The sequence below is a fragment of the Lichenihabitans sp. Uapishka_5 genome, assembly GCF_033947565.1.
GTDB lineage: Bacteria > Pseudomonadota > Alphaproteobacteria > Rhizobiales > Beijerinckiaceae > Lichenihabitans.
Window position 1 is genome coordinate 1 of record NZ_JARPVX010000041.1, and the last position, 25,870, is coordinate 25,870.

Sequence of the window (25,870 nt, forward strand, 5' to 3'; positions counted from 1 at the left end):
GACGGACATCCTGATCGGCTACCGCCTCGCTTCCGCACTTGTGGGTAATTGAAAGGTTCGGCTGACGCTTACTGACCAGGCACCGTGGCGAGCAGCTCGTCGAACGACCGGAGTGCGCTCGCGGCGCGTCTCGGCGCAACCGTGGTCGAGCCCGACGCCGTCTTCGCGGATGGCGCGGTTGACGGCGTCGTCATCGCCAGCCCCACCGACACGCATGTGGCGCTGCTGCGCGCGGCCGCCGCGGCCGGCAAGGCCATCTTCTGCGAGAAGCCGGTCAGCCTCGATTTCGCGACCGTGGTGGCGGTCGCGGCTGCCGTGACGGCGAGTCGCGTCCCCTGCATGCTCGGCTTCCAGCGCCGCTACGACCCGAACTTTGCCTCGATACGACCACACGCTCTACGCCGGCATGGACCCTGTGGCGACGTTGGAGCGCTACGCCGACCGGCTCGAATACATTCATTTCAAAGACATCGACGAAGCCGTGCTGGCGACCGTCATGCGCGAGCGCATCCGCTTCTTCGACGCGTGTGCGAAAGGCGTCATGTGCCCGATCGGGCGCGGCATCATCGACTACCCCGCGATCCGTCACCTGCTCACCCGCTTGTGCTACGCAGGCTTCATTACGGTCGAGCAGGAGCGCGATCCGCGCGACGCGGGCAGCAGCCTGGCCGACGTCAAGGCGAGCCGCGACTATCTCCGCGGCATCGGCTTCTGAGTCGAGGAACAGCGCAGACGAACGACGAACGCCGCTGGGCGGGCACCCCATCGAATCCGCTGGGCCATGGCGGGCGGCGACCAGCCAGATCGGCTACGGCCATCGCCCGGCGGCGCTGCGCGACCGGGTGTCCGACCTCCGGGCCGGGTATTTTTCGACATCGCCCCCAGGCGTGGCCGCGCCTTCCTGGGTGAGACTCGGCCTCGACCTGGCACGTCACAACCCCGACGTTCCAAGAACGGCGCCTTCGGTACGATGTGGTCGTGCGCCCATAGAACGGAGCCGCGCTGCTGCGGCCCTGCAGCGGCGCCCATCAACTCCCGATCGTCACGGCGCGTCGATCCGCGTGTCCCGAGAAGGGTCGCGCTTCGGCTCACGCTTTGCGGCGGCGCTTCTGCCGGTACTGGTCGGCCACCACGGCCGCCACGATGATGATGCCCTTCACGATGCCTTGGAAATAAGCGTCGACGCCGATGAAGGTGAAGCCAGAGGTCATCACGCCGAGGATCAGGGTGCCGATCACGGTGCCAGTGATGCGCCCGGCGCCGCCCGACAGGCTGACGCCGCCGATCACCGCTGCCGCGATGGCGTCGAGCTCGTAGCCGAGACCCATGGAGGCCTGGCCGCTCTGGGCTCGGGCCGCCGTGACGAGGCCCGCCATCCCGGACAGCACGCCCGCGATCGTGTAGACCAGGATGATATGGCGATTGACGTTGATGCCGCTGACGCGCGCGGCCTGCGGATTGGCGCCGATCGCATAGGTGAACTTGCCATAGCGGGTGTAGCGCAGCGCGATGTGGAAGATCACCGCCGAGATCAGGAAGATGGCCACTGGCACGGCGCCAGAGCCGATCCAGGTGTAGTTTTCCGCCAGCATCGAGATCGGCTGGCCACGCGTATAGACCTGCGCGACGGAGCGGGCCGTCACCATCATGCCGAGCGTCGCGATGAAGGGTGGGATGGCCGTGATCGCGATGAGCGAGCCGTTGATGCAGCCCGCGATGCCGCCGATGACGAGCCCGCATAGGATCGGCACCAGGAACGGCAGGCCGCTAAGCGACGGGAACACGGCCCGGGCGTAGCCGGGTTCCTGCGCCAGACTCGCGGCCACCATGGCCGACACGGCCAGGACGGAGCCCGACGACAGGTCGATGCCGCCCGTGATGATGACCTGCGTTACCCCGATGGCGATAAGGCCCACAACCGACACCTGGAGGATCATCACCAGCAGGCGTTGCTGGTTGCCGAGGAAGCTCTGGCCGCGCATGCCCCAGCCGAGCGCCTCGAACAGGAGCGCGATGCCGATCAGGACGGCCAGGATGCCGAATTCCGTAGGGAGGCGGCGTGTGCGGCCAGCCTTCTTCTCGGCTACCGCGATCGTGTTGGTCAGGGGTTCCATGCGGTCCTCCTCGGCTGTGGGATCCGGCGACCGTTGGACCGCGCCGGTTGGAAAAGGGCTGGCCGCATCATGCGGCCGCGAGTTGCATGATCGAGACCTGGTCGGCCTTGTCTCTGTCGAGGATGCCGGTGACGCGGCCCTCGTGCATCACAATAATGCGGTCCGACATGCCGAGCACTTCGGGCAACTCCGACGAGATCATGATCACCGCGACCCCCTGGCCCGCGAGGCGCGAGATGAGGCGGTGGATCTCGGCCTTGGCGCCGACGTCGATGCCGCGGGTCGGCTCGTCGAGGATGAGGATCTTGGGATTGGTCAGGAGCCAGCGGCCGATCAGCACCTTCTGCTGGTTGCCGCCGCTGAGGTTCTCGATGCGCTCGTGCAGGTCGGGCGTCTTGACCCGCATGGCATCCTTCATCTTGCCGCACTCGACGTCGACACGGCCCTGCTGCACGAAGCCGCCCGCCGTATAGCGGTCGGTCAGCACCGCCATCTGCATGTTCTCGAGCACGCTGAGGCTGAGAAAGCAGCCGGTGTCCTTACGGTCCTCGGTCAGCAGCGCCATGCCGGCCTTCATGCCGTCCCGCGGCGAGCGGATGTCGATATGCTCGCCGTTGAGCCGGATTTCACCGCTCGTCGCAGGCGTGACGCCGAAGATCGTCTCGGCCACGTTGGTGCGGCCCGATCCAACAAGGCCCGCGAGGCCCAGGATCTCGCCCTTGCGCAGGTCGAACGAAACGCCGCGGAACACGCCCTCGAGGGCGAGATCCTTCACGCTCAGCACCACCTCGCCGATGGTAGCCTCTTCCTTTGGAAACATCTGAGTGATCTCGCGCCCCACCATGGCCGAAATCACCTGGTCGCGCGTGATGTCCTTTGACGCGTGGGTGGCGATGTAGCGCCCGTCGCGGAAGATCGAGACCTCGTCCGCGATGGTGAAAAGCTCGTTCATCTTGTGGGTGATGTAGACGATGCCCTTTCCCTGGTCCCGCAGGTCCCGGATTATGCGGAACAGGTGGTCGACCTCCCGGTCGGTCAGGGCAGAGGTCGGCTCGTCCATGATGAGCACGTCGGACTCATAGGAGACCGCCTTGGCGATCTCGATCATCTGCCGGTTGGCCACCGAATGGTCGCGCACCTCCGAGGCCGGGTCGATGTCGATGGCAAGGCGTTCGAACAGGGCGGCGGTGCGGCGGTTCATCTCGCGGTGGTCGACGAAACCGAACCGCAGCGGCTCGCGGCGGATCCAGATATTTTCCGCCACCGTCATATAGGGCATCAGGTTGAGTTCCTGATGGATCATGGCGATGCCGGCCTCGAGCGCGTCGAGCGGGGTCGCGATGCGGATCTCGTTGCCCTTCAGCCGGATGGTGCCCGAATCGGGCGGGTAGACCCCGGCGATGATCTTCATCAGCGTCGACTTGCCGGCGCCGTTCTCGCCCATCAGGGCATGCACGCTGCCCCGGCGGATGCGGAGGTCGACGTTGTCGAGCGCCACGACGCCCGGGAAGGCCTTGCGGACGTTGCTGACCTCGAGGAGGTATTCCGCGTTGGGAACCACGCCTGCCTCGCGGATCATCTTGAACGTCTGCGGACTGAGCATCAGGCCTCTCCCATCGGGCTTCGCCGAGATCGTGGACGTTTCGCGGCTGGCTTCCGCGCCGAAGCTTTCACTTCGCCCAATACTTGTCGACGTAGCGCTGCATCTCGGCCCGCATGAAGGTGCCGGACAGATCGGCCTTATCCTCCCAAGCGAAGACGCAGGAGGTCATGATGCCGTCAAAGCCGATCTCCGCAAGCGTGCCGAAGAACTCGTCCCACGGCACCTCGCCCTGGCCGATGTTAAGGTGCTGATGCACTCGCGCCTGCGTGCCGGGGGGATTTAGGATATAGCGTAGGCCGGACGAGGCGCGGTGGTTGAAGGTGTCGCCCACGTGCACGTGTGCCAGCACGTCGGCGCTTTCGCGCAGCATCGCGGCCGTGTCGTCACCGAAGTAAAAAGTGTGCGGCGCGCAGTAGAGAAACTTCACGCGCTTCGAGTTGACCGTGCGAATGATGTCGAGCGCCGGCTGGATGGTCTCGCACCAGTCTTCCGGGTGCGGCTCAACGTGGAGGTTGATCCCTTCGCGCTCGAAGATCGGCACCAACTCCTCCATGGAACGCCACCACGCGTCCTCGCAGGCCTCGATGGTCGAACCCGTGTGGCAGCAGTAGCAGGACCCCTTGTCGGGGTGAGGGCCGCGGCCGAACTCGGAGTTCATCGTATCGACCCCGAGCTCCACCGCGATCTCGATCGCGCGTTTCCAATGCCGTACGGCGGCGAGCCGCTCGACTTCGTCGTTCGAGGCCCAGCGATACATCGGCAGCAGCGAGGCGATCTTGACGTCCGCGTTCTTGAGCGCCTGCTTGAGGCTGCGGACGCGTTCGGGAAATACGCGCGGCGCCTTAAACCACTCGAGGAAGTCGCCGCGCGGCGCGAGCTCCATCCAGTCGAAGCCGAGCTCCTTCACCTTGTGGGGCAGCGCCTCCAGGCTGAGGTGGCGGTGCATGTGCGGATCGATGGCGATCTTCATGATTCTGGTTTCCGGAAACGCGATCGCGATGGGGCGTCAGCGGCCGACGTAGGTTTTGTAGTTGTCTTTGCTGACGAGCTCGAACGGCACATCCACATGGCTGCCGACGGGCTCGCCCTTGATCATCTTGAGCGCGGTGGCGACCGCGACGCGGCCCTGGCTCTTGGCGTCCTGGAACACCGTCACGGCCATGGTGCCCTTGTCCATCTCGGCCAGGCCGTCGGGAGTGGCATCGACACCGGCCACGACAACCGATTTCGGATCCTGATGCGCCTGTTTCAGCGCCAGGATGGCGCCGATTGCCATCTCGTCGTTGTTGGCCGCCACCGCATCGATCTTCTCGCCACCAGTGATCCAGTTCGTCATCAGGTCGATGGCTTCGGTCCGCTGATAGTTGGCCGGCTACTTGGCGATCACCGTCATGTCGGGGTGTTGGGCCACGACCTTCTCGACGCCCTCTGTCCGAAGCCGCGTCGCCTGGTCGGAGAGCTCCCCCTCCATGACCACGACATTGCCCTTGTTGCCGAGCAGCTTGGCAATCGCCTCGCCCTGCAGGCGACCCGAGACGTGTTCGTCGGAGGACACGAAGGTGACGCCCTTGGGCAGGTCGGCGGCGTCCGAACCGCGGTTGACATAGACGAGCGGGATCTTGGCCGCGGTGGCGACTTCGGTCATCTTGGCCGTGGCCGAGGAGTCCACCGCGTTGACGATGATGGCGTCGACGTGACGGGCCGCGAAGTTCTGCACTTGGCTGATCTGTTTGGCCGTATCGCCGGCCGCATCCTCGAACTGCACCTCGGTACCGGTCGCCGCCGCTTCGGCCTTGATGGCATTGATGATGAGCGTCAGGAAGTTCTCGTCGAAATGGGCGATCGAGACGCCGAGCGTGGCGGCGAAGGCCGGTGTCGCGGACAGCGCAGCTGCACAGGCAAGGCCCACGGCCCAGTGGCGAAATGGCATCTTGGCGTCCTCCCTACGCGGCCTGTGTCCGGCCGTCCCTTGTCGTTGCTGTGTTCGTTCCCGCATCCCGGATCAGCGGATCGAACCGGAATGCGGGTGCTGGCGGCTATGCGTAGAGCGACGGTTTGTCCCGCATCGTCACCGGCGCCCAGGCGCCCGACTTCAGGGCTACAAGCCCCGCGTCAGTAGCGACCGTGGCCGCATAACCGTCCCACGTGCTCGGGCCCTGCACGGTGCCCTTGCTGGTGGCATCAAGCCACTCCTGCAGCTCCACGTCGTAGGCCCGGATGAAGCGCTCGCGCCAGTCCTCCGGCACTCGCCCCGAGAACATGCCCTTGGTCTTCACCACCACGGCATTGCTTTCCGCGATGGTGGCCACGCCCGTCTCGCCCACGATCTCGCCACGGATGTCGTAGCCGTACTCGATGTTGACCGAGGTCTCGATGTTGACGAGCGCTCCGCCCCGCATGCGCAGGATGGTCATCAGCGGGTCGTGCAGCTCGCCGCCGCGCGCGTTCTGCCGCGGCTTGATCACCAGGGTCTCGCTGATCTCGTCGTCGAGCAGCCAGCGCGCGATGTCGATGTCGTGCACCGCGGTGTCGACGATCGCCATGTCGCTCGTGTAGTGGCCCGGCACGGACGGATTGCGGTGGCCGCTCGTCATCATCAGCGGCGCGCCGATCTCGCCCGACTCGATCGTGCGCTTGAGCGCCCGGTAGGCGTGATCGTAGCGCCGCATGAAGCCCACCTGCACGAGACGCTTGCCGTGCGCGACCTCCGCCTCGAGGATGTTGAGGCAAGCCTGCTCGGTGGTGGCGAGCGGCTTCTCGCAGAACACGAACTTTCCGGCCTTGATGGCGGCCGTCACGTATTCCTCGTGGCTCGGCCCCCAGGACGTGACCAGCACGGCATCGACGTTCGGATCGTCGATGACCTCCTGGCCCGTGCCACAGGCCTTGGCGGCCTTGAGGTTGCCCGCAACCTCCTTGGCGCGCGCCGCGTCGGTGTCGGTCACCGCCACCACCTCGCCGCCGGCCAGCACATGGGTCAGGCGACGGATGTGATCCTGCCCGATCATGCCGGTGCCGATAACGCCGATCCGAACTGTCATAGGTCCGCTTGCTCCGCATCTGAAACGAAGGTCCGCGCCGTCCCGTTGGCCGGGACGGCGCGGGAGCCGCCGCGCTTACTGCGCGTAGTTCTTGTAGTTGTCCTTGGTGACCTTCTCGAAGGGCACGTCGACGAAGGACGGCACCTTCTCGCCCTTGATCAGCGCCAGCGCGGTGTCGACCGCGCCCTTGCCCTGGCCCTTGGAGTTCTGGAACACCGTCACATACATGTTGCCGTTGGCGACCTCCGCGAGGCCGTCGGCCGTGGCGTCGATGCCGCCGATGCACATGGTCTTCGGGTCGACCCCGGCCTGCTTCAGCGCCAGAATGGCGCCGATCGCCATCTCGTCGTTGTTGGCCGCGACGCCGTTGATCTTGTCACCCCCCGTGATCCAGTTGTTCATCAGGTCGATGGCCTTGTTGCGGTCCCACTCGGCCGTCTGCTTCTGGACGATCTTTATGTCGGGGTTCTTGGCCACGACCTCCTCGACGTCGGCGGTGCGGTCGAGCGCGGCGTTGTTGGAGAGCTGGCCCTGCATGATGACGAGGTTGCCCTTGACCTTCATGCATTTGACGAGCTCTTCGGCCTCGAGCACGCCCGACACCTTCTCGTTGGAGCCCACGAAGGAGACCCCGGCCGGCAGCGTCTTGTCCTCCGGCTTGCGGTTCACGTAGACGAGCGGGATTTTGGCCGCCACCGCCAGCTGGGTCATCTTCGGCGTCGCCGAGGTATCGACCGCGTTGACGATGATGGCATCGACCTTCTGGGCGATGAAGTTCTGGATCTGGCTGATCTGCTTCGAGGTGTCGTCGTTGGCGTCCTCTGCCTGCACCGTCGCGCCCTTGGCCTTGGCTTCCGCCTCAATGGCGTTGCGCACGCTCGTCAGAAAGTTGTCGTCGAACTTGTCCATCGTGACGCCGATGGTGGTGGCCGAGGCGCTGCGCGCCATGCCGGCCGTCGACAGCGCAACCAGCGCCGCCGACATCAAAAGCTTTGCCCTCATCCCGTTCCTCCCTGGGTCCGGCCGTCCGCCGGATGTGATTGCGCCGGCGCCCTTCGGGTGAGCGCTCTTGTTCCGTGTTGCCCGGCGCCGGGTGGCGCCGAGGATGCCTAAGCCCCCCGGACCAGCGCGATGCTGTGCTGGAGGACTCCGCGGATGTCGGCCGCGTTCGATACGCCGTCTGCGAAAGGCTCGAACGACAGCGGCCCCGTGTAGCCGGCGGCTGCGAGTGTCCGGATCTGGCCGAGGTTGTCGAGCCGGTCGTCCGCATCGACCAGGACCCGATGGGCGTCCTTCATGTCGTCGCGGGCTACCGCGGGCTCGATCACGCCCGAGATGTGCACGAGGCCCGTGCGCTCCGGGAAGAACTCGGTTTCACCCGCCACATAGTGGTGGAACGTGTCGTGCACGAGCTTGAAAACGTCGCCCCCGCCTACCGCATCGATCGCCACGACCGCGTCCCGCTTCAGGCGCAGCGAGCATTCGGGGAAGCCGAGCGGCTCCACGAGGCCGACGATACCGGCCCGGCGCAGCAGCGGCGCCAGCTCCGTCAGCGCGGTCCGCAGTCTGGCCGACCGTTCCGCGGCATCGGCCTGGTAGGCCGCATCGTTGAAGGGGCACATGACGATACCCTTAGCGTCGCAGGCGGCCGCATAGCCGATCAGGGCCTCGGCCTGCGCGGCGCGCTCCGCGGTCCAGATGTTGAACGGGTAGAGCGCGTTGATGGTCAGGATCGTCAACCCGCGCGCGTCGGCTTCGCGACGCACGGTTTCCGGCGGCGTGCCGTCGGCGATCGCGACCCCGGGGAGCTCGTTGCGGATCTCGACGTCGGTGATGCCGAGCGCCACCGCGAGGTCGAAGAAGGCCGTCAGGCTCGCGGCAGGCGCCACGCGATGATTGAGAGCGATAGGGTTCAAGTTTTCCTCAGCCCGGAATGCATTGTTGTTTTTTTGTTGAAGCAGACCATGCATTCCAGACTATGCTCCGTCAAGCGGTGAAATTGCGACGGCGCGACGGGCGTGACACTCCATGGGCTTCGCGGGGAAGCGCAGGAGGTTGGCGACCAGTTCGCGTGCGAAGCCGATCCACCTATCTTCCGCAAGCCGCGGCGGGAGGTCGACCGGAAGAGCCGCATGAGCGGCCGTCCGGCCTCATCGGGAAGCCACATGACGAGTATCGACGGACAAGCGGGCGAGGTCGATGCGACACCCCGCGACTTCGAGGCCCTGCGCCAAGCCCTGATCGAGCGTAAGCGCAAGCTGCCGAAGCGCCTGGCACAGGTGGCGGCCTTCACCATGGCCAACCCGGACGAGATCGCCTTCGGCACGGCGGCCAGCATCGCCCAGCGCGCGGCCGTGCAGCCCTCGACGCTGGTGCGCTTCGCCCAGACGCTCGGCTACCAGGGGTTCTCCGACCTGCAGTCCATCTTCCGCGAGCGCCTGCGCGACCGCGTCCCGACCTACGAGGAGCGCTTGCGCGCCGTCGAGGATCATTCGGGCGCGGCGCTCAAGGTGGGGCTCCTGTTCGAGGGCTTTGCCAACGCGGCGGAACATTCGATCCGCCACCTGCGCAACCGCCTGCGGCCCGAGATGCTCGACGAGGCCGCGTCCCTGCTCGCTCCGGCCGAAACCATCTACCTGATCGGCCAGCGCCGCTCCTTCCCGGTGACCGCCTATCTCAACTACGTGCTGGGCAAGCTCGGCGTGAAGAACGTGCTGATCGGCTCCGCGTCCGGCAACGATCCCGAGACCTTGTCCTTCGCCACGGCCGCCGATGCCGCGATCGCGGTCAGCTTCACGCCCTATTCGTCGTCGACCGTTAGCTTCGCCCAGCGGGTCGCCGATGGCGGAACGCCGCTCGTCGTCATCACGGACAGCCCGTTCAGTCCGTTGCTGCCGCCGGCCACCTGCTGGTTCGAGGTGGTGGAGGAGGATTTCGAAGGGTTCCGCCCCTTGTCGGCCACGCTCGCCCTCAGCATGACCCTAGCGGTCGGTGTGGCGGAGCGGCGGCGCGCGAAGTGAAGGAAAGGCGCGACGCCGCGATCTGGAATCGAGACCTCACAAAAGAACGCTCATTCCATGTTGACGCAACTAAGCTCCCGTGTTTCATTTTATCACCAGCCTCCGCTGCCCTGTCGCGACCGCGGACCGATGGACCAACGATAAAGTCCTCCTGCAAGGAGGACGGCCGGATGCGCGGGTCGTCGCTGCAGGCCGGGCCGTAGGGAACACCGAAGCCATGCCGCACGCGCCCATTCTCGATGTCATCACCATCGGTCGATCGTCCGTCGACCTTTACGGTGCCCAGATCGGGGGCCGGCTCGAGGACATGGCGAGCTTCTCCAAGGCCGCCGGGGGGTGCCCCACCAACATCGCCATCGGCACGGCCCGCCTGGGCCTGAAGAGCGGCCTCATCACCCGGGTGGGCGACGAGCACATGGGGCGCTTCCTCCGCGAGCAGCTCACCCGCGAGGGCGTTGACGTCACCGGGGTGCACACCGACCCCGACCGCTTGACCGCGCTGGTCATCCTCGGGGTCAAGGATCAGGGCACGTTCCCGCTCATCTTCTACCGCGACAATTGCGCCGACAGCGCCCTCGATACATCCGACATCGACGAGAGCTACGTCGCCAGCGCCGCCGCCGTGCTGGTCACCGGCACCCACTTCGCCCGGCACGACACGAGCGAGGCCCAGATGCTCGCCATCCGCCACGCCCGGCAGCACGGCCGCAAGGTGGTGTTCGACGTCGATTACCGACCGAACCTGTGGGGCCTCGCGGGCCATGGCGCCGGCGAGGAGCGCTATATCAAGTCGGGCGGCGTCACGGCGCTGCTCGCTCCCGTGCTGCCGCTCTGCGACGTCGTCGTCGGCACGGAGGAGGAGCTGATGATCGCGGGGGGCGCCGACAACGCGCTCGGCGCCATCCGGGCCATCCGGGCCGTGAGCGACGCCCTGATCGTGTGCAAGCGCGGCCCGATGGGCTGCGTGGTGTTCGACGGCGCCATCCCGGCCCGCATCGAGGACGGCATAACCGGCCCGGGCTTCCCGGTCGAGGTCCTGAATGTGCTCGGGGCCGGCGACGCGTTCATGTCCGGCTTCCTGCGCGGCTACCTGCGCGACGAGCCGCTCACGCGCTGCTGCGCCTTCGCCAATGCGGCGGGCGCCTTCGCGGTGTCGCGCCTGCTGTGCTCGGTGGAATATCCCACCTTCACGGAGCTCAGCCATTTCCTGGAGAAGGGCGTGCGCAACCCCGTGCTGCGGCGCGAGCCCGACCTCAACCACATCCACTGGGCGACGACGCGCGACGCGCTGACCCCCGCCCATGCCCGGCCGGCCACGATCATGGCCTTCGCGATCGATCACCGCATGCAACTCGAGGCCATGGCCGACGAAGTCGGCGCGCCGCGCGACAGGATCAAGGCCCTCAAGGTGCTGGCGCTCGAAGCCACGGTGCAGGTCGCCGACGGCCGGCCCGGATTCGGCATGCTGCTCGACGGCACGCATGGGCAGGATGCACTGTTCCGCGCCACCGACCAGCGCCTGTGGATCGGGCGACCGGTGGAACGCCCCGGCTCGCGCCCGCTCGACTTCGAGGGGGACGGTTCGCTGGCAACCTTCCTGAACGACTGGCCGGTGGGGCACACGATCAAGTGCCTGTGCTTCACCCGACCGGACGATCCGGCGGAGCTGACGGAGCGGCAGGATCGCGAACTGCTGCGCCTGTATGATGCGGCCCGGCGCGGCAACCGCGAATTGCTGATCGAGATCATCGCCGGCAAGCACGGCGCGCTCGGCAACGACACGGTGGCGGCCACCATCCGCCGGCTGTACGGGCTCGGCATCAAGCCGGACTGGTGGAAGCTCGAGGGCCAGCCGAGCCGAGCCGCCTGGGACGCGATCGCGGCCGCCATCGCCGCGAACGACCCCTTCTGCCGCGGCATCATGCTGCTCGGCCTCGACGCCCCGCTCGACGACCTCAAGGCGCAGTTCGCCGATGCCGCAGCCTGCCCGGCCGTCAAGGGCTTCGCGGTCGGCCGCACCATCTTCGCCGAGCCCGCGCGGGCGTGGCTCGCCGGGCAGATGGGCGACGCCGACGTGCGCGCCACCATGGCGGCGCGCTTCGCCGACCTCGTCGCGGCCTGGCAGGCCGTGCGCCCCTCCTGAACCCCCAAGATCTCCCCCAAGACCTCAAATCCCGCACGGGACGGAACTCCGCCATGGGCACGATCCGGCTGACCGCCGCACAGGCACTCGTCAGGTACCTCAGCCAGCAGTCGACGGAGATCGACGGCGACAGATTGCCGCTCTTCGCCGGCATGTGGGCCATCTTCGGCCACGGCAACGTGTCGGGCATGGGCGAGGCCCTGCACGGGGCGCGTGACACGTTCCCGACCTTCCGGGCCCACAACGAGCAGGCGATGGCCCATAGCGCCATCGCCTTCGCCAAGGCCTCGCGCCGCCGCCGCATGATGGCCTGCACCACCTCGATCGGGCCGGGCGCCACCAACCTCGTCACCGCCTGCGCGCTCGCCCACGTCAACCGGCTGCCGGTGCTGCTGATCCCCGGCGACGTCTTCGCCAACCGCCGCCCCGATCCCGTGCTGCAGCAGGTCGAGGATTTCGGCGACGGCACGGTCTCGGCCAGCGACTGTTTCCGCCCCGTGTCGCGCTACTTCGACCGCATCACCCGGCCCGAGCAGATCATGCCGGCGCTGGAACGCGCCCTGCAGGTGTTGACCGACCCGGCAGACTGCGGCCCCGTCACCCTGTCATTCTGCCAGGACGTGCAGGCGGAGGCCTACGATTATCCGGAGCGCTTCTTCGCGCCGCGGCTGCGCCGCATCCGCCGCCCCCATCCCGATCCGGTAGAACTCGACGAGGTCGCGGCGATCCTTAGGTCGGCCAGAACCCCCGTGATCGTCGCCGGCGGCGGCGTGCTCTATGCCTCGGCCGAGCCCGATCTCGCGCGCTTCGCCGAGCGGCACGGCATTCCGGTCGTCGAGACGCAGGCGGGCAAGTCGACGCTGCCCGACAGCCACCCGAACTGTATGGGGGCCGTCGGCTGCACCGGGACCGGAGCGGCGAACGCGCTGGTGGCCGAAGCGGACGTCCTGCTCGCCGTTGGCACCCGGCTCGCCGACTTCACCACCGGCTCCGCGGCGCTGATCGGCCATCCCGGAACCAAGATCGTGATGCTCAATGTTCAGAGCTTCGACGCCGGTAAGTTCGGAGCGATCCCGCTCCTCGCCGACGCCAAGGTGGGCCTGGCCGATCTGACCCGCGCGCTCGAAGGTACGAAGGCACCGGCCGAATGGACGGCGCGCATGCGGGACGAGAAGGCTCGCTGGGACGATGCGGCCGCGACCTACACGGGCGCCACAAACGCGGCGCTGCCCTCCGACGCCCAGGTGATCGGCGCCGTGCAACGAGCCGGGAAGCCTTCGGACGTCGTGGTCTGCGCCGCGGGCGGCCTGCCGGGCGAACTGCACCGGCACTGGAAGACGGGCGACGCGCTCGGCTACCACCTCGAATACGGCTATTCCTGCATGGGCTACGAGATCGCCGGCGGCCTCGGAGTGAAAATGGCGCTGCCCCATCGCGAGGTGGTGGTGATGGTGGGCGACGGATCCTACCTGATGCTGAATTCCGAGATCGCCACCTCGGTCATGCTCGGCCTCAAGCTGACCATCGTGCTGCTCGACAACGGCGGCTACGGCTGCATCAACCGCCTGCAGCAGGAGTGCGGCGGCGCGCCCTTCAACAACATGCTGGTCGATACCCGGCACGCGACGCTGCCGGCGATCGACTTCGTGGCTCATTCCCGGAGCCTCGGAGCCGAGGCCCGCAAGGTGGCGAACCTCGCCGAGCTCGAGACGGCCTTCGCGGAGGCCCGCGACGCGACGGTCACGCAGGTGATCCTCATCGACACCGATGCCGGACCGGCGACCGACGCGGGCGGCTTCTGGTGGGACGTCGCAGTGCCGCAGGTTTCGGTCCGCCCCGAGGTCGAGAGGGCCTACCAGGGTTATGAGCGGAAGCGCAGCCTGCAGCGCGCCGTCAACTGAGCAAGGAAGAGGAAGCACCTATGGCAATCCGCATTGGCGCGAACCCGATCGGCTGGTCGAACGACGACCTGATCGAGATCGGCGGCCAGACCCCGCTCGAAACCTGCCTCGGCGAGGCCCGCGAGGCCGGCATCGTCGGCATGGAACTCGGCAACAAGTTCCCGCGCGAGCCCGAGGCGCTCAAGGCAGCACTCGCGCCCTACGGCATGAGCTGCATCGGCGGCTGGTACTCGATCGAGCTGCTCCGGCGCTCCGCGGCCGAGGAGTTCGAGGCCGCCAAGGCCCATCGCGACCTCCTCAAGGCGATGGGCACCGACGTGTTCATCGTCTGCGAAACCTCGAACACCGTGCACGGCAGCCGCGGCACGGCCTTGTCGAAGCGCCCGATCATGGCGGCCGACGATTGGGCGCCCTACGGCGCCAAGGTCACCGACTTCGCGAGCCGCCTCGCCGACGAGGGTCTCAAACTCTGCTACCATCACCACATGGGCACGATCGTGCAGACGGGCGAGGAGATCGACCGCTTCATGGCGGCCACGAAGGCGCCGGTCAACCTGCTGCTCGACACCGGCCACGCCACCTGGGGCGGCAGCAATCCTGCGAAGCTGGCCGCGACCTACCGCGACCGCATCACCCACGTGCATTGCAAAGACGTGCGGCTCGACATGGCGAAGGCGGCCGAGGCGGCCGACCTGAGCTTCCTCGATGCCATCCTGGGGCAGGGGGCGGAGCTCGGCGTCTACACGGTGCCGGGCGATGGTGCGGTGGACTATACGGCCGTGTTCAAGGCGCTCAAGGGCTATGCGGGCTGGGTGGTGCTCGAAGCCGAGCAGGACCCCGACAAGGCGAACCCGCTCGCTTATGCCAGGAAGGGCGTGGCCCACCTCAAGGCCTGCCTCGCCGAGGCCGGCCTGAGCTGACGCCGCACATCCCTTATTCCGGGGCCGCGAAGCGGAACCCGGAACCGGTGTGATCGAGCCTCACCGTCGAGGCTCCCCGGTACGGGACCTCCGCTGCGCTCCGTCCGGAATGAGGGCGTCTTGATTGAAAGCGCTAACCTTTTGGAGGCTGCAATGCCCTCACCCCTCCTGGTCCGTCCGTCCAAGCCCGATGCCGATGGTCGCGTCCATGCTGTGACGCCGGAAAGCGCCGGCTGGACCTACGTCGGCTTCGAGGTCTACGACCTCGCGGCGGGGCAGCGGGTGGCGCGTGACACGGGCGACCGGGAAGCCTGCCTCGTGGTGCTGACGGGCCGCGTGGCCGCCCGGGCCGCCGGGCAGGATTTCGGCACTATCGGCGGCCGTGCCAACGTCTTCGAGGGACCCGGCTGGTCGCTCTACGTCCCGGCACGCTCGTCCTGGGAGGTTGTCGCCGAGGGCCCGGCCGAGATCGCAGTGTGCCTGGCGCCCGGCACCGGCGCGCTCCCGGCGCGCGTGATCCCGCCTGCCGAGGTGGGACAGGAAACGCGGGGCAAAGGCTCGAACACCCGCAACGTGCGCAACATCCTGCCCGACGCGAGCCCGCATGCCGAAAGCCTGCTGGTAGTCGAGGTGGTGACGCCGGCCGGCAATTGGTCAAGCTACCCGCCCCACAAGCACGACCGGGACGACCTGCCCCACGAGAGCCAGCTCGAGGAAACCTACTACCATCGCCTGAACCCGCCACAGGGCTACGGCATGCAGCGCGTCTACACGGACGACCGCGCGCTCGACGAGGCGGTGAGCTTCGCCGACCGCGACGTGGTGCTGGTGCCGAAGGGGTACCATCCCGTCGGCGCGCCGCACGGCTACGACCTGTTCTACCTGAACGTCATGGCCGGGCCGACGCGCATCTGGCGTTTCCACAACGACCCGGCGCATGCGTGGATGCTGGGCTGACCGGGTAGGCGCCCGCCTCCGCCCACCATTGTCGCGCGCGACCGGACATCGCTCCAAGCGATCGTCTGGAGCGGACAGGCGAGACGCCGGCGGATCGCCGGCGCCGAACGGAGCGCCATCATGATCCTCGGCACGTGCCGCGTACCTCACGGTATCACGCCTTGACGCGACCTGCGGGAACCGTCCCGGAGCGGCGCAGTGCACCTGGGGTGACGGGAGCGTTCCGATAGTTCGCCGCGGCCCAGGTCAGTATGGTTTGCAAGTGAAGCTTCGATAACGACGATCGGAGGTGTCCGCTGCTTTGGCAGGCTGACGCACGATCGGGGCAGCTTGTCGCTGTTGCCGAAGACTTCTCTTAATTCCCCCTCCTTAGTGTGGACGCGTTATTTCAAGGAACTTTGCGATGACTGCGCTTCGCGATCGTCTGACGGAGCTGAAGGCAGGGCTCGCGCGCATCGGCATCCTCTACCGATGGCGCCTCTCCGTCGGCTGGCGCGTGGCCATCCTCTGCATCCTGCCGATAATCGGCTTCGCGGCCCTCGCGGCCATTTCGGGCCTGAGCGTGCTGGAGATCCGCGGCTCGCTCGACCGGAGCCGCGTCAACATCCGGCAGGCCATGGACATGAAGGCCTTCCGCGACCGAATCGTCGAGATGCAGGTCGCGGTGGACGATTTCACCATCGAGCCGACCGCGGCCACGCGGGCCAAGGTTCTCGGCTTGCGCGATGGCGCCGCCAAGGCCATCGCTGCCATGACCGGCACCGAAAAGGCGAACCTCAGCCCCGGCACGACGGCAACGCTGACCAAGGGCTTGAAGACGGTGAGCCAGGACGTCGACGACGTCCTCCACGGCCAGGAGGCGCTCGGCTTCGACCACCATTCGGGCGTGACTGGCGAGGTCACGAAGGATGTCGACGCGCTCGAAGCCCTGGTCCGTCAGGCATCCTCCTCCGATCCGGCGGGCGGCGTCGCGATGCTGGAGCATCTCCTGGCGCTGCGGCACGGGCAGCTCGACTTCGCCGCAACCCACGACGACGGTCAGGCCGAGGGTTTCCGCAGCGCGCTGGCGGACCTGCAGCGCGACGCCGGCCAGCCGGGCCTTGCGGACCGCAAGAGCGAGATCGACGCGGCGGCCGGAGCCGCCAAGAAGGCGTTCGAACGCTGGGTCAAGGCGGCGGGCGACCTGTCGATCAGCCAGCGCGCCGCGAGCGGCCATTTCCGCATGCTGTCCGCCGCGGCCGCCAACGCCGTCGTCTCGGCGTCGCGCTCCGCCGACACGGCCCAGGGTAAATTGAGCGACAGCCAGGACCGGGCCACACTCATGATCGCGGCCACCATCGGGGCCGCGATCATCCTGTGCAGCGGCTTCGGCTTCGTCATCGGCCGCAGCATCTCGCAGCCCATCGTCCGCCTCGCGCACGCCATGCGGGAGATGGCGGCCGGCAATCTCGACGTGACGGTCGATGCCCGCCGCGGCGACGAGATCGCGCAGATGGCCGATGCGGTGTTGACCTTCCGCAAAGCCGCGCTCGAGCAACGCCGCCTCGAGGCCGCAGCCGCGGACGCACGCGCCACTGCCGATGCCGAGCGGGCCCGCCGCGAGCGCGAGAAGGAAGTCGAGGCGGGCGAAAACCGCCTGGTCGTGGATTCGATCGGGAGCGGCTTGGCGGCCCTGTCCGACGGCAACCTGAGCCTGCGGCTCCATGAAGGCTTCCCGCAGAAATCCGAACAGCTCCGCCTCGACTTCAACGGAGCCGTCGAAACGCTGAGCCGGACCATGGTGGCCATCGCGGACCGGGCCCGCATGTCCCGCTCGCGAACCGATGCCATCGCGGCGGCGACCGACGATCTGTCCCGGCGCACCGAGTCCCAGGCCTCTAACCTGGAGGCCACGGCCAATTCGCTCGACGCCATCACCGAAACGGTCAAGTCGAGCGCCGATCATGCCACAACCGCCCGCGAGGCCGTGGCGGTCGCGAAGGCGAACGCGCAGAACAGCGAGCGCGTGGTCCAGCGCAGCATCGACGCCATGGGCGGCATCGAGAGTTCCTCCAAGCAGATCGGCCAGATCATCGCCGTCATCGACGAGATCGCGTTCCAGACCAACCTCCTGGCGCTCAACGCCGGCGTCGAGGCGGCCCGGGCCGGCGAGGCCGGGCGCGGCTTCGCGGTCGTGGCGTCGGAGGTCCGGGCCCTGGCCCAGCGCTCGGCGCAATCTGCCAAGGAGATCAAGACGCTAGTGTCGGCCGCCACGGGCCATGTCGACCAGGGTGTCGGTCTCGTGGCGCAGGCCGGCAGCGAACTCGCCAAGGTGGTGAGCGAGATCTCGCACATCGATGATTCGATCGCCGCCATCGCGGCCAGTGCGACCCAGCAGGCGGGCAGCCTGGCGCAGGTGAATGACGCCGTCCGCTCCACCGATCGCATCACCCAGCAGAACGCCGCCATGGTGGAGGAGACCACGGCTGCCGTCACGGCCCTGGTGGAAGACATCGAGCAGCTCGACATGCTGATCGGCCAGTTCAAGACCGAGATACCGCTGTCGTCACCCGCAAGCACGCCCGGTCGGACACGTCGGCCGTTAAGGACGCAAGCCGCTTAACAAAAGCTGCTGATCCTTCCCCGAAATAGTGGCAACCGGAAACGGGGAGTACGATGGCAGCTATCTACCCCGTCTAGTCCAGACGAAATCGCGCGCGCAGTGTCCACTGTGGAGAGGCGACGCATAATATCTGTTTGACCAGCTTGGGCGCGATGGAGAACGGCTGCTCTATATCGCAGACTGGCCGTTACCCGACTGGCGGCTTTGGGGTCTCGGTTTTGAAAAGGCGGCCGTTCACGCTGGTTGGTGACGAGGTCCGGTGAGCGCGCGAGTCGATCCGCTCGGCGCTGTTCGACAAGGCAAATCGACTCAAACCGCGAGGCTGAACGGCTGGGATGCGCCGCCCTGCCGGTGGGCATCGAAAATCGCAGCAACCACGCGAACGAACGGGCGGCCGATCGCGGTCACCGCGACGGTGCCGCCGGCGAGCGTGACGAGGCCATCCGACACCATGGGGCGGAGGAGCGCGAGTTCGTCGGCGTAGGTGCGGGTGGGATCCACGGCCGCGAGATCGACCCTGTGTGAACACATCAGTTGCTCGATGATCGCGCCGCGACTGCGGTCCTCGTCCGTCAAGCTGTAGCCGCGCGCCACGGGCATCTCTCCGCGAGCGACCGCTGTCTCATAGGCAACGGGATCGGTGATATTCTGGACGTAGCCGAAGCCGAGGCGGGAGATCGCGGAGGCGCCGAAGCCGATCAGGGTGCGGCTTTGGTCGTCCGTGTAGCCCTGGAAATTGCGATGAAGGCTGCCCTGTCGGGAAGTGACCGCCAAGGCGTCGCCGAGCTGAGCAAAATGATCGATGCCGATCGCTTCGTATCCGGCACGCTCGAAACTGGCCGCGATCGCCCTGGCTTGGGCGAAGCGCTCCACGACGTTCGGCAAGGAAGCGGTGTCGATCAAGCGCTGGTTGCGCTTGCGTTGCGGCAGGTGTGCATAACCGTAACAGGCCACCCTGTTCGGGCTCAGGGCCGCCACCTCGCGGACCGTTTCTTCAACGGATGCCGTGGTCTGCCGGGGAAGACCGTAGATGAGATCGACATTGATCCGCGCGATGCCGGCGTCGCGCAGCGCCGCAAAGGCGCTCCCCACGACGTCCAGTGGCTGCACGCGTCCGATGGCGATCTGGACCTTGGGATCGAGATCCTGCACTCCGAGGCTTACCCGATTGCAGCCAAGCCGGGCGAGATCCCAAGCAAGCATCGGCGTCACGCTGCGCGGGTCGAGTTCGATGGCATGTTCGTACCCATCGTCGAAGGTGAAGTGGGACGCCAACCTGTCGAGAACGGCGGCCAGACCGGCCGCCCCGAGCAGGGACGGAGTGCCGCCGCCCCAGTGCAGATGCGCCACGCGCGGGCGACGGAGGAGATGGCGGCCGACCCGGTCGATCTCGCACTCCAGCGCGTGGCGGTACCGCGCCAGCACGGCGTCGCGGGACACCATCATGGTGGCGCAGCCGCAGTAATGGCAGATGTCCCGGCAATAGGGCACGTGGAGATAGAGCGACACCGGCTCACCCGGGTTGAGCGTTCCGAGCCACCGCGCCTGATCGGCGGGGCCGACAGCGGCCGTGAATTCGGCCGCTGTCGGATAGGAGGTGTAGCGCGGCACCGCCAACCCCGCATAGCGCTGGACGAGCCGGCTCGTCATCGCCGCGGCCCGACCGACGGTGTGTCGAGGGCAGCGGAGAGGCGGCGATCCTCGCGCATCTCGAACCACATCGCGTTCAGGATGCCGAACGTGCAGGCAAGGCCGAGGCCGAGGACCCAGGAGAAATACCACATGGCGCCATGTCCTTCGTTGGAAGCCGGAATTCGGTTCAATAGGCGTTGGGGTTGCGGCCGATCGAGCCGGCCGTCACGGGGCCGCTCATCACCCGGTAGACCCAGGCCGTGTAGGCGAGGATGATCGGCAGGAAGAGCGCGGTCGCCAGCAGCATGGTCCAGAGGGTGAGGTGGCTGGACGAGGCATCCCACACGGTGAGGCTCGCGCGCGGATCGCTCGATGACGGCAGCAGGAACGGGAACAGCGACAGGCCGGCGGTCGAGATCACGCCGACGATCGTCAGGCTGGATCCGACGAGGGCCGTGAACCACGCTCGGCCGTTGAGACCGAGCCAGGCCAGTGCTGTGCCTGCGAAACCGAGCACCGGGGCCAGGATCATCCAAGGGTGGGCAGCGTAGTTGTGCATCCAGGCGCCGCTCTGCGGGACCACGGTCTTGTCGAGCGGGTTGGAGGGACCGGCGGTCTCCTGCAGGCTGGTGACAACGAAGCCGAGGGAACCGAAGGCGACCCAGAGTCCGGCCAGCGCGAACAGAACGAGCGTCGCGAGCGCAGCGAGCTTGCCATAGGCCCGGGCGCGCTCGACCGTGATGCCGGTCGTCCGCAGGGCGATCACCACGGCCCCATGGATGGCGCACATGGCCAGGCTGACGAAGCCGCAAACGAGCGGGAAGGGTGTCAGCAGTCCGAAGAAGCTTCCCGCGTAGGAGGGGCGCAACGTCTCGTCGAAGGAGAACGGCACCCCGCGCAGCACGTTGCCGACCGCGACGCCGAAGATCAGCGCCGGCACGAAGCCGCCGATGAAGAGCGCCCAGTCCCACACCGAACGCCAGGCCGGGTTCGCGACCTTGCCCCGGAACTTGAAACCCACCGGGCGCAGGATCAAGGCCAGCAGGATCGCGATCATGGCGAGGTAGAAGCCGGAGAACGAGACGGCATAGAGCGCCGGCCAAGCCGCGAAGATCGCGCCGCCGCCCAGCACCAGCCACACCTGGTTGCCTTCCCAGGTGGGTCCCACGAGGTTGATCAGGACGCGCCGTTCGTCGTCCTTGCGGGCCACGAAAGGCAGCAGGGCACCGACGCCGAGGTCATAACCGTCGAACAGGGTGAAGCCGATCAGCAGGATGCCGAGCAGCAGCCACCAGAGCACTCTGAGGGTTTCGTAATCGAGTGGGATCATGTGACCGGAGGTCCTTCGAGTTGAGGGGGCGCCTTGGCGCCTGTCCCGAGCCGGCGCGTGGCCGGCTCGGCCGGGAGAGCTTGGGGGAAATCAGCGGTCGGGGGTCGCCGCCGCGCCGGTCGGCAGATGCGCGCTGCCCGCGAAGCCTTCGAGCGCGAGGGCCTTGTCGCTCGGCCCATGCCGGATCACGCGCACCATCAGGATCACCTCGACGATCGCGAGGCTCGTGTAGAGCACGAGGAAAAAAGCGAGGCTGATGGCCAGATCCGTGAAGGTGAGGCCCGAGGCGGCATAGAAGGTCGGCAGCACGCCCTCGACGACCCAGGGCTGCCGGCCATATTCGGCCACCACCCACCCGAGCTCGATCGCGATCCATGGGACCGGCAGGCTCAGAATGGCCAGCCACAGCCAGGCGCGGCTCGCCCCGAGCCTGTGTTTGGTCGACAGCCAGAACGCCAACCCGAAGAAGGCGATCAGGTAGATGCCGCACGCCACCATGATGCGGAAGCTCCAGAACAGCGTCCGCACATCCGGCACCGTGTCCCAGGCGGCCTTGTCCACGAGGTCGGCCGACGCCGTGGCGACGTCGTCGGTGTAGCGCTTGAGCAGCAGGCCGTAACCGAGATCGCGCCAATGAGCGTCGAACACCTGCCTGGCTTTAGCGTCGGTCTTGTCCGCCTTGACTCTGGCAAGCGCCGCATAGGCCGTCATGCCGCTGCGGATGCGGACCTTGGCGTCCTCGACCAGCTCGGTGATGCCGGGCACTTCCGTCGAGATCGAGCGCGTGGTGATTAGGCCCGCCACTAAGGGGATCTTCATCTCATAGGTGTTGGCGCGGGTCTCTTGGCTCGGCACCGCGAAGACATCGATGCCGGCGGGCGCGGCTTCGGTGTGCCACATGGCCTCCATGGCGGCGAGCTTCATCTTCTGATGCTCGGTCGTGACGTAGCCGCTCTCGTCGCCCAGCACGACGACGGAGAGCGAGGCAAGGAGACCGAAGCTCGCCGCCACCGCCATGGAACGGCGGGCGAGGTCGGTGTGCCGGCCACGCAGCAGGTAGATCGCGCTGATCGACATCACGAACATGGCGCCTGTGCAGTAGCCGGCGCTCACCGTGTGGACGAATTTGGCCTGCGCGACCGGATTGAAGATCACGGCCATGAAGTCCTGGATCTCCATGCGCATCGTGTCTGGGTTGAAGGTCGACCCCACCGGGTTCTGCATCCACCCGTTGGCGATGAGGATCCACAGCGCGGAGAAATTGGCCCCGAACGCCACCAGCCAAGTGACCGCGAGGTGGCCCACCCGGGACAGCCGGTCCCAACCGAAGAAGAAGATGCCGATGAAGGTCGCTTCGAGGAAGAAGGCCATCAGCCCCTCGATGGCGAGCGGTGCCCCGAAGACGTCGCCGACATAGTGGCTGTAGTAGCTCCAGTTCATGCCGAACTGGAATTCCATGACGATACCGGTGGCGACCCCCATGGCGAAGTTGATGCCGAAGCACGTGCCCCAGAACAGCGTCATGCGCCGCCAGACGTCGCGGCCCGTCATCACGTAAACGCTTTCCATGATGGCGAGCATGAAGGACAGCCCCAGCGTCAGGGGCACGAACAGGAAGTGGTAGAGGGCTGTCGCGGCGAATTGCAGCCGCGACAGGTCCACGACGGACATGTCGATCATCATCAAGACCTTGTGTGATGCCGCATCGCATACGGCTTGGTCTTGGGTTAGGCGCCGTCGAACGGCTCCGCTTTGATTTCAATCAATGCCGGGCCGTCGGTGAGCCTATCTGATGGCGGCTTACCCGATGAGCCTGCCCATGTGCCGTTTCCGCCCTCCGCCCCCCCCCGTCCGCCGAACCGAAGGCGGCGCCTCGCTGCCGTCGCCGATTCCGGCCGGAAAAGCCCTGGTGGACCTCGCCCGTCAGGCCCGCGGGGCGCTCGCCGTGGCGGTGGCGGCCCCGCTGTTGGCGGGCGTGCTGCTGCTGCCGCAGGCGTGGCTGTTCGCGGACCTCGTGGAGCGCGCGTTCGTCGGCAACGCCTCCGCCGGCGTGCTGCTGGCTCCCCTGGGCCTGATCGCGGGACTGATCGTCGCGCGGGCCGCCCTGGTCTGGTGCGGCGAGGTGTTCGGCAGCCGGGCCGCACAGAGCATCATGCGCGACCTGCGCGGTGCTCTGTTCCGAGGGCTGCTGCGACGGCGGCCGGACTGGACCGCCGCACGCCCGTCAGGCGCGCTGTCGGGCGCGATCGTGGACCAAGTGGGCCTGCTCGAGGGCTTCTTCGCCCGCTACCTGCCATCCATGGCGCTCGCAACCGCGCTGCCGATCGTCTTCGCCCTGACGGCCCTGTTCATCGAGCCCGCCGTGGGGCTGCTGTTTCTCGTCACCGCGCCCCTTGTCCCGATCTTCATGGCCCTGGTGGGCTGGGGAGCGGAAGCCGCCCACAAGGAACACCAGCAAGCCTTCCTGCGCTTGTCGGGCTTCTTCGCCGACCGGCTGCGCGGGCTCGTGACCCTGAAGCTTCTCGGCCGTGCCGAGACCGAAACCGAGCGCCTCCGCGCGGCCGGCGACGACCTCCGGGCCCGCACGCTCGGGGTGCTGCGGATCGCCTTCCTGTCCTCGGCCGTCTTGGAGTTCTTCGCCGCGCTCGGGGTGGCGGGCGTCGCGCTCTATGTCGGGCTGACCTATCTCGGCTTTCTTCACCTCCACGCGGCGCCCCTGACGCTGCGGGCAGGCCTGTTCTGCCTGCTGATGGCTCCGGAGGTCTACCTCCCGCTGCGCCAGTTCGCGGCGCATTACCATGACCGGGCCGCCGCCAAGACCGCCCTGGAAGGCCTCGAATCCTTGTTCGACGGCCTGCCGTCGCTGAACGATGCCCCGACCAGTGCCGCAGCCGTCACCGGGAAGCTGCCGAGCGGGCCCTTGTCGGTGGTCGTGGCCGCGCTCGACCTTTCAACTCCAAACGGTGGCTGGCCCCTTCTGGTCAAGGCGGAGTTCGCCGCCGCGCCCGGCGCCCATGTCGCCCTCCTGGGCGCGAGCGGGGTCGGCAAGTCGAGCTTTCTGGAAGCTCTGGCCGGGCTCCGGTCCTGCGAAGGCGTCATCGAGCTCGGGGGCGTTCCGATTGCCGACGTGCCGGAGCATGAGCTTCGTGCCCGCGTGGCCGTCTTAAGTCAGCGCCCGCACCTGCTTCACGGCACGATCGCCGACAACATCCGGTTCGCTCGCCCGGACGCCGCGGCGGCCGCGGTGCGGGCCGCTGCGGAACAGGCCGGTGTGATGCGCTTCGCGGCCACGCTGCCCGACGGCCTCGACACCGCCGTCGGCGAAGGTGGCCTCGGCTTGTCGGGTGGAGAGGCCCATCGCGTGGCCCTGGCCCGCATCCTTCTGCGCGACCCGGACCTGATCCTCCTCGACGAGCCCACGGCTCACCTCGACCCCCATACCGAATCGGCCGTGCTGGACGCCATCCTCCGTTTCGCTAACGGTCGCACCTTGATCGTGGCCACCCATTCCGCCGCCGTGGCGGCGCGCATGGAGCGTGTCCTGCGGATCGAGGGTCGCATGATCCTGGCCACCCCGCATCGCCGCACGCGCGCGGTGCGCAACCCCCAGAAAGGTGCCGCATGACCTCTGCCGCGCATGATCGTCCAAGCTGCGCCCGATGCTGTCGCCGAACGCGGGTCGACGGGGCGCTTTGCAGGCGGATGGCCGCCCATGGGCCGACATCCCGCCCGGACAAAAGGGTTTCGCCTGTTCGGGGGGCCGCCGATCCTGCCGCCGCGAGCAGTCGCGGGACCGGGACTATGGACACCCTCCTTACGCCCGGCACGGACGATCCCCGATGAGATCCCTTCTCACCTTCCGCGACCTGTTCGCGCGACAAGGGCGGGGCCTCGTCGCCACCCTGCTGTTGTCCCTGGTGTCCACGATGGCGGGCGTGGCCCTGCTTGGCATTTCGGGATGGTTCCTGACCGGCGCGGCTCTCACCACGGCCGCGCTGAGCTTCAACCTCTTCGGCCCTTCGGCCCTGGTACGCGGGCTGTCGTTCCTACGGATCGGGTCGCGCTACGGGGAAAAGCTCATCGGCCACGACGTGACGCTGAGGCTCCTGGCCGACATCCGCGGATGGCTGTTCGGGCGCCTCGTTCCCCGGGTGCCGCTTGGCGGACCGCGTTGGCGCCGTGGCGATCTGGTGTCGCGGCTCCTCGGCGATGTGGAGGCGCTCGACACGATGTTCATCACGGCACTCGGCCCGACGTTGATCGTCGTGCTGGTCGGCCTTGGCGTGGAAGCGGCGTTGTTCGCGCTCCTTCCGTCCGCCACTGCCGTGTTCGGCATCGGGTTCGGTCTCGCCGTGGCCGGGCTTCCGATGCTCCTTGTGGCCACGACGCGCCATACGGGCCGCAGGCTGGTCGTCGCGAGTGCGGGGCTGCGATCGTCCGTTCTTGACGGGGTCGAGGGACACGCCGACCTCCTGTGCTTTGCCGCGACCGGGGCCATCCAGGCCGACGTCGAGCAGGCGGCCGGCACGCTGGCGCGCATCGGACACCGGCAGAGCCGCGCTGGCGCGGGCGCGTCGGCGGCGGCCTCGGTGTGCGCGGGCCTTACC

General features: G+C 67.5%; 17 protein-coding genes and 4 pseudogenes. 10 read left to right on the plus strand and 11 right to left on the minus strand.

The genetic code is table 11. From position 1 onward, the window contains the following. Window positions 1-141 precede the first annotated feature (141 nt). Both P7D22_RS23530 and P7D22_RS14275 read left to right on the plus strand, forming a co-directional pair. Window positions 142-291, plus strand: a pseudogene (locus P7D22_RS23530) (Gfo/Idh/MocA family oxidoreductase); the annotation flags it as partial. Between the two features lie 83 nt (window positions 292-374). Beyond that, a pseudogene (locus tag P7D22_RS14275) lies at window positions 375-715 on the plus strand (sugar phosphate isomerase/epimerase family protein); the annotation flags it as partial. Window positions 716-1,088: 373 nt separating this feature from the next. Here P7D22_RS14275 and P7D22_RS14280 read toward each other — a convergent pair. The 7 genes and pseudogenes from P7D22_RS14280 to P7D22_RS14310 form a co-directional block, all read right to left on the minus strand. Beyond that, window positions 1,089-2,114, minus strand: coding sequence for an ABC transporter permease (locus P7D22_RS14280; protein ID WP_319934917.1), 1,026 nt, complete (start codon window positions 2,112-2,114; stop codon window positions 1,089-1,091). A gap of 67 nt (window positions 2,115-2,181) precedes the next feature. Further along, the gene (locus P7D22_RS14285) at window positions 2,182-3,720 is read right to left on the minus strand and encodes a sugar ABC transporter ATP-binding protein (protein ID WP_319934940.1); all 1,539 of its coding nucleotides are present in this window, start codon (window positions 3,718-3,720) and stop codon (window positions 2,182-2,184) included. 64 nt (window positions 3,721-3,784) lie between these two features. Continuing rightward, on the minus strand, window positions 3,785-4,687 hold the full coding sequence (locus P7D22_RS14290; RefSeq protein ID WP_319934918.1) for a sugar phosphate isomerase/epimerase family protein: 903 nt from the start codon (window positions 4,685-4,687) through the stop codon (window positions 3,785-3,787). Between the two features lie 36 nt (window positions 4,688-4,723). Continuing rightward, a pseudogene (locus tag P7D22_RS14295) lies at window positions 4,724-5,647 on the minus strand (sugar ABC transporter substrate-binding protein). 106 nt (window positions 5,648-5,753) lie between these two features. Continuing rightward, window positions 5,754-6,758 (minus strand): Gfo/Idh/MocA family oxidoreductase, encoded by a 1,005-nt coding sequence (locus P7D22_RS14300; RefSeq protein WP_319934919.1) that lies wholly within the window; start codon window positions 6,756-6,758, stop codon window positions 5,754-5,756. Between the two features lie 75 nt (window positions 6,759-6,833). Beyond that, window positions 6,834-7,760 (minus strand): sugar ABC transporter substrate-binding protein, encoded by a 927-nt coding sequence (locus P7D22_RS14305; RefSeq protein WP_319934920.1) that lies wholly within the window; start codon window positions 7,758-7,760, stop codon window positions 6,834-6,836. A 107-nt stretch (window positions 7,761-7,867) separates the two neighbouring features. Continuing rightward, window positions 7,868-8,674: a TIM barrel protein gene (locus P7D22_RS14310; RefSeq protein ID WP_319934921.1), complete on the minus strand. Its 807-nt coding sequence runs from the start codon at window positions 8,672-8,674 to the stop codon at window positions 7,868-7,870. 258 nt (window positions 8,675-8,932) lie between these two features. Here P7D22_RS14310 and P7D22_RS14315 point away from each other — a divergent pair, with 258 nt between their 5' ends. From P7D22_RS14315 to P7D22_RS14340, 6 genes are all read left to right on the plus strand, one after another. Continuing rightward, a complete protein-coding gene (locus tag P7D22_RS14315; protein ID WP_442916092.1) occupies window positions 8,933-9,778 on the plus strand; it encodes a MurR/RpiR family transcriptional regulator in 846 nt (281 codons plus the stop codon). 217 nt (window positions 9,779-9,995) lie between these two features. Continuing rightward, window positions 9,996-11,921, plus strand: a complete 1,926-nt coding sequence (locus tag P7D22_RS14320; RefSeq protein WP_319934923.1) for a bifunctional 5-dehydro-2-deoxygluconokinase/5-dehydro-2-deoxyphosphogluconate aldolase — start codon at window positions 9,996-9,998, stop codon at window positions 11,919-11,921. 53 nt (window positions 11,922-11,974) lie between these two features. After that, the gene (gene iolD, locus P7D22_RS14325) at window positions 11,975-13,822 is read left to right on the plus strand and encodes a 3D-(3,5/4)-trihydroxycyclohexane-1,2-dione acylhydrolase (decyclizing) (RefSeq protein ID WP_319934924.1); all 1,848 of its coding nucleotides are present in this window, start codon (window positions 11,975-11,977) and stop codon (window positions 13,820-13,822) included. A gap of 20 nt (window positions 13,823-13,842) precedes the next feature. Further along, entirely contained in the window at window positions 13,843-14,742 is a 900-nt protein-coding gene (gene iolE, locus P7D22_RS14330) for a myo-inosose-2 dehydratase (RefSeq protein ID WP_319934925.1), read from the plus strand. 153 nt (window positions 14,743-14,895) lie between these two features. After that, window positions 14,896-15,699 carry a 5-deoxy-glucuronate isomerase gene (iolB, locus tag P7D22_RS14335; protein WP_319934926.1) on the plus strand — a complete coding sequence of 268 codons (804 nt, stop codon included), beginning with the start codon at window positions 14,896-14,898 and terminating at the stop codon, window positions 15,697-15,699. A gap of 403 nt (window positions 15,700-16,102) precedes the next feature. Then, on the plus strand, window positions 16,103-18,301 hold the full coding sequence (locus tag P7D22_RS14340; protein ID WP_319934927.1) for a methyl-accepting chemotaxis protein: 2,199 nt from the start codon (window positions 16,103-16,105) through the stop codon (window positions 18,299-18,301). A gap of 309 nt (window positions 18,302-18,610) precedes the next feature. Here the strand turns inward: P7D22_RS14340 and hemN are convergent, their stop codons facing one another. The 4 genes from hemN to P7D22_RS14360 all read right to left on the minus strand — a co-directional run bounded on the left by hemN (window position 18,611) and on the right by P7D22_RS14360 (window position 22,943). Beyond that, entirely contained in the window at window positions 18,611-19,951 is a 1,341-nt protein-coding gene (gene hemN, locus P7D22_RS14345) for an oxygen-independent coproporphyrinogen III oxidase (RefSeq protein ID WP_319934928.1), read from the minus strand. Then, a complete protein-coding gene (gene cydX, locus P7D22_RS14350; RefSeq protein WP_319934929.1) occupies window positions 19,948-20,085 on the minus strand; it encodes a cytochrome bd-I oxidase subunit CydX in 138 nt (45 codons plus the stop codon). The genes hemN and cydX overlap by 4 nt, the downstream gene beginning before the upstream one ends. A gap of 35 nt (window positions 20,086-20,120) precedes the next feature. Then, complete coding sequence (cydB, locus tag P7D22_RS14355; protein ID WP_319934930.1) at window positions 20,121-21,263, minus strand: cytochrome d ubiquinol oxidase subunit II; 1,143 nt, start codon at window positions 21,261-21,263, stop codon at window positions 20,121-20,123. Between the two features lie 90 nt (window positions 21,264-21,353). Next, window positions 21,354-22,943, minus strand: coding sequence for a cytochrome ubiquinol oxidase subunit I (locus tag P7D22_RS14360; protein ID WP_319934931.1), 1,590 nt, complete (start codon window positions 22,941-22,943; stop codon window positions 21,354-21,356). A 229-nt stretch (window positions 22,944-23,172) separates the two neighbouring features. On the opposite strand from P7D22_RS14360, the gene cydD reads away from it, so the two are divergent. Next, complete coding sequence (gene cydD / locus P7D22_RS14365; protein WP_319934932.1) at window positions 23,173-24,888, plus strand: thiol reductant ABC exporter subunit CydD; 1,716 nt, start codon at window positions 23,173-23,175, stop codon at window positions 24,886-24,888. A gap of 214 nt (window positions 24,889-25,102) precedes the next feature. Further along, a pseudogene (locus P7D22_RS14370) lies at window positions 25,103-25,870 on the plus strand (thiol reductant ABC exporter subunit CydC); the annotation flags it as partial.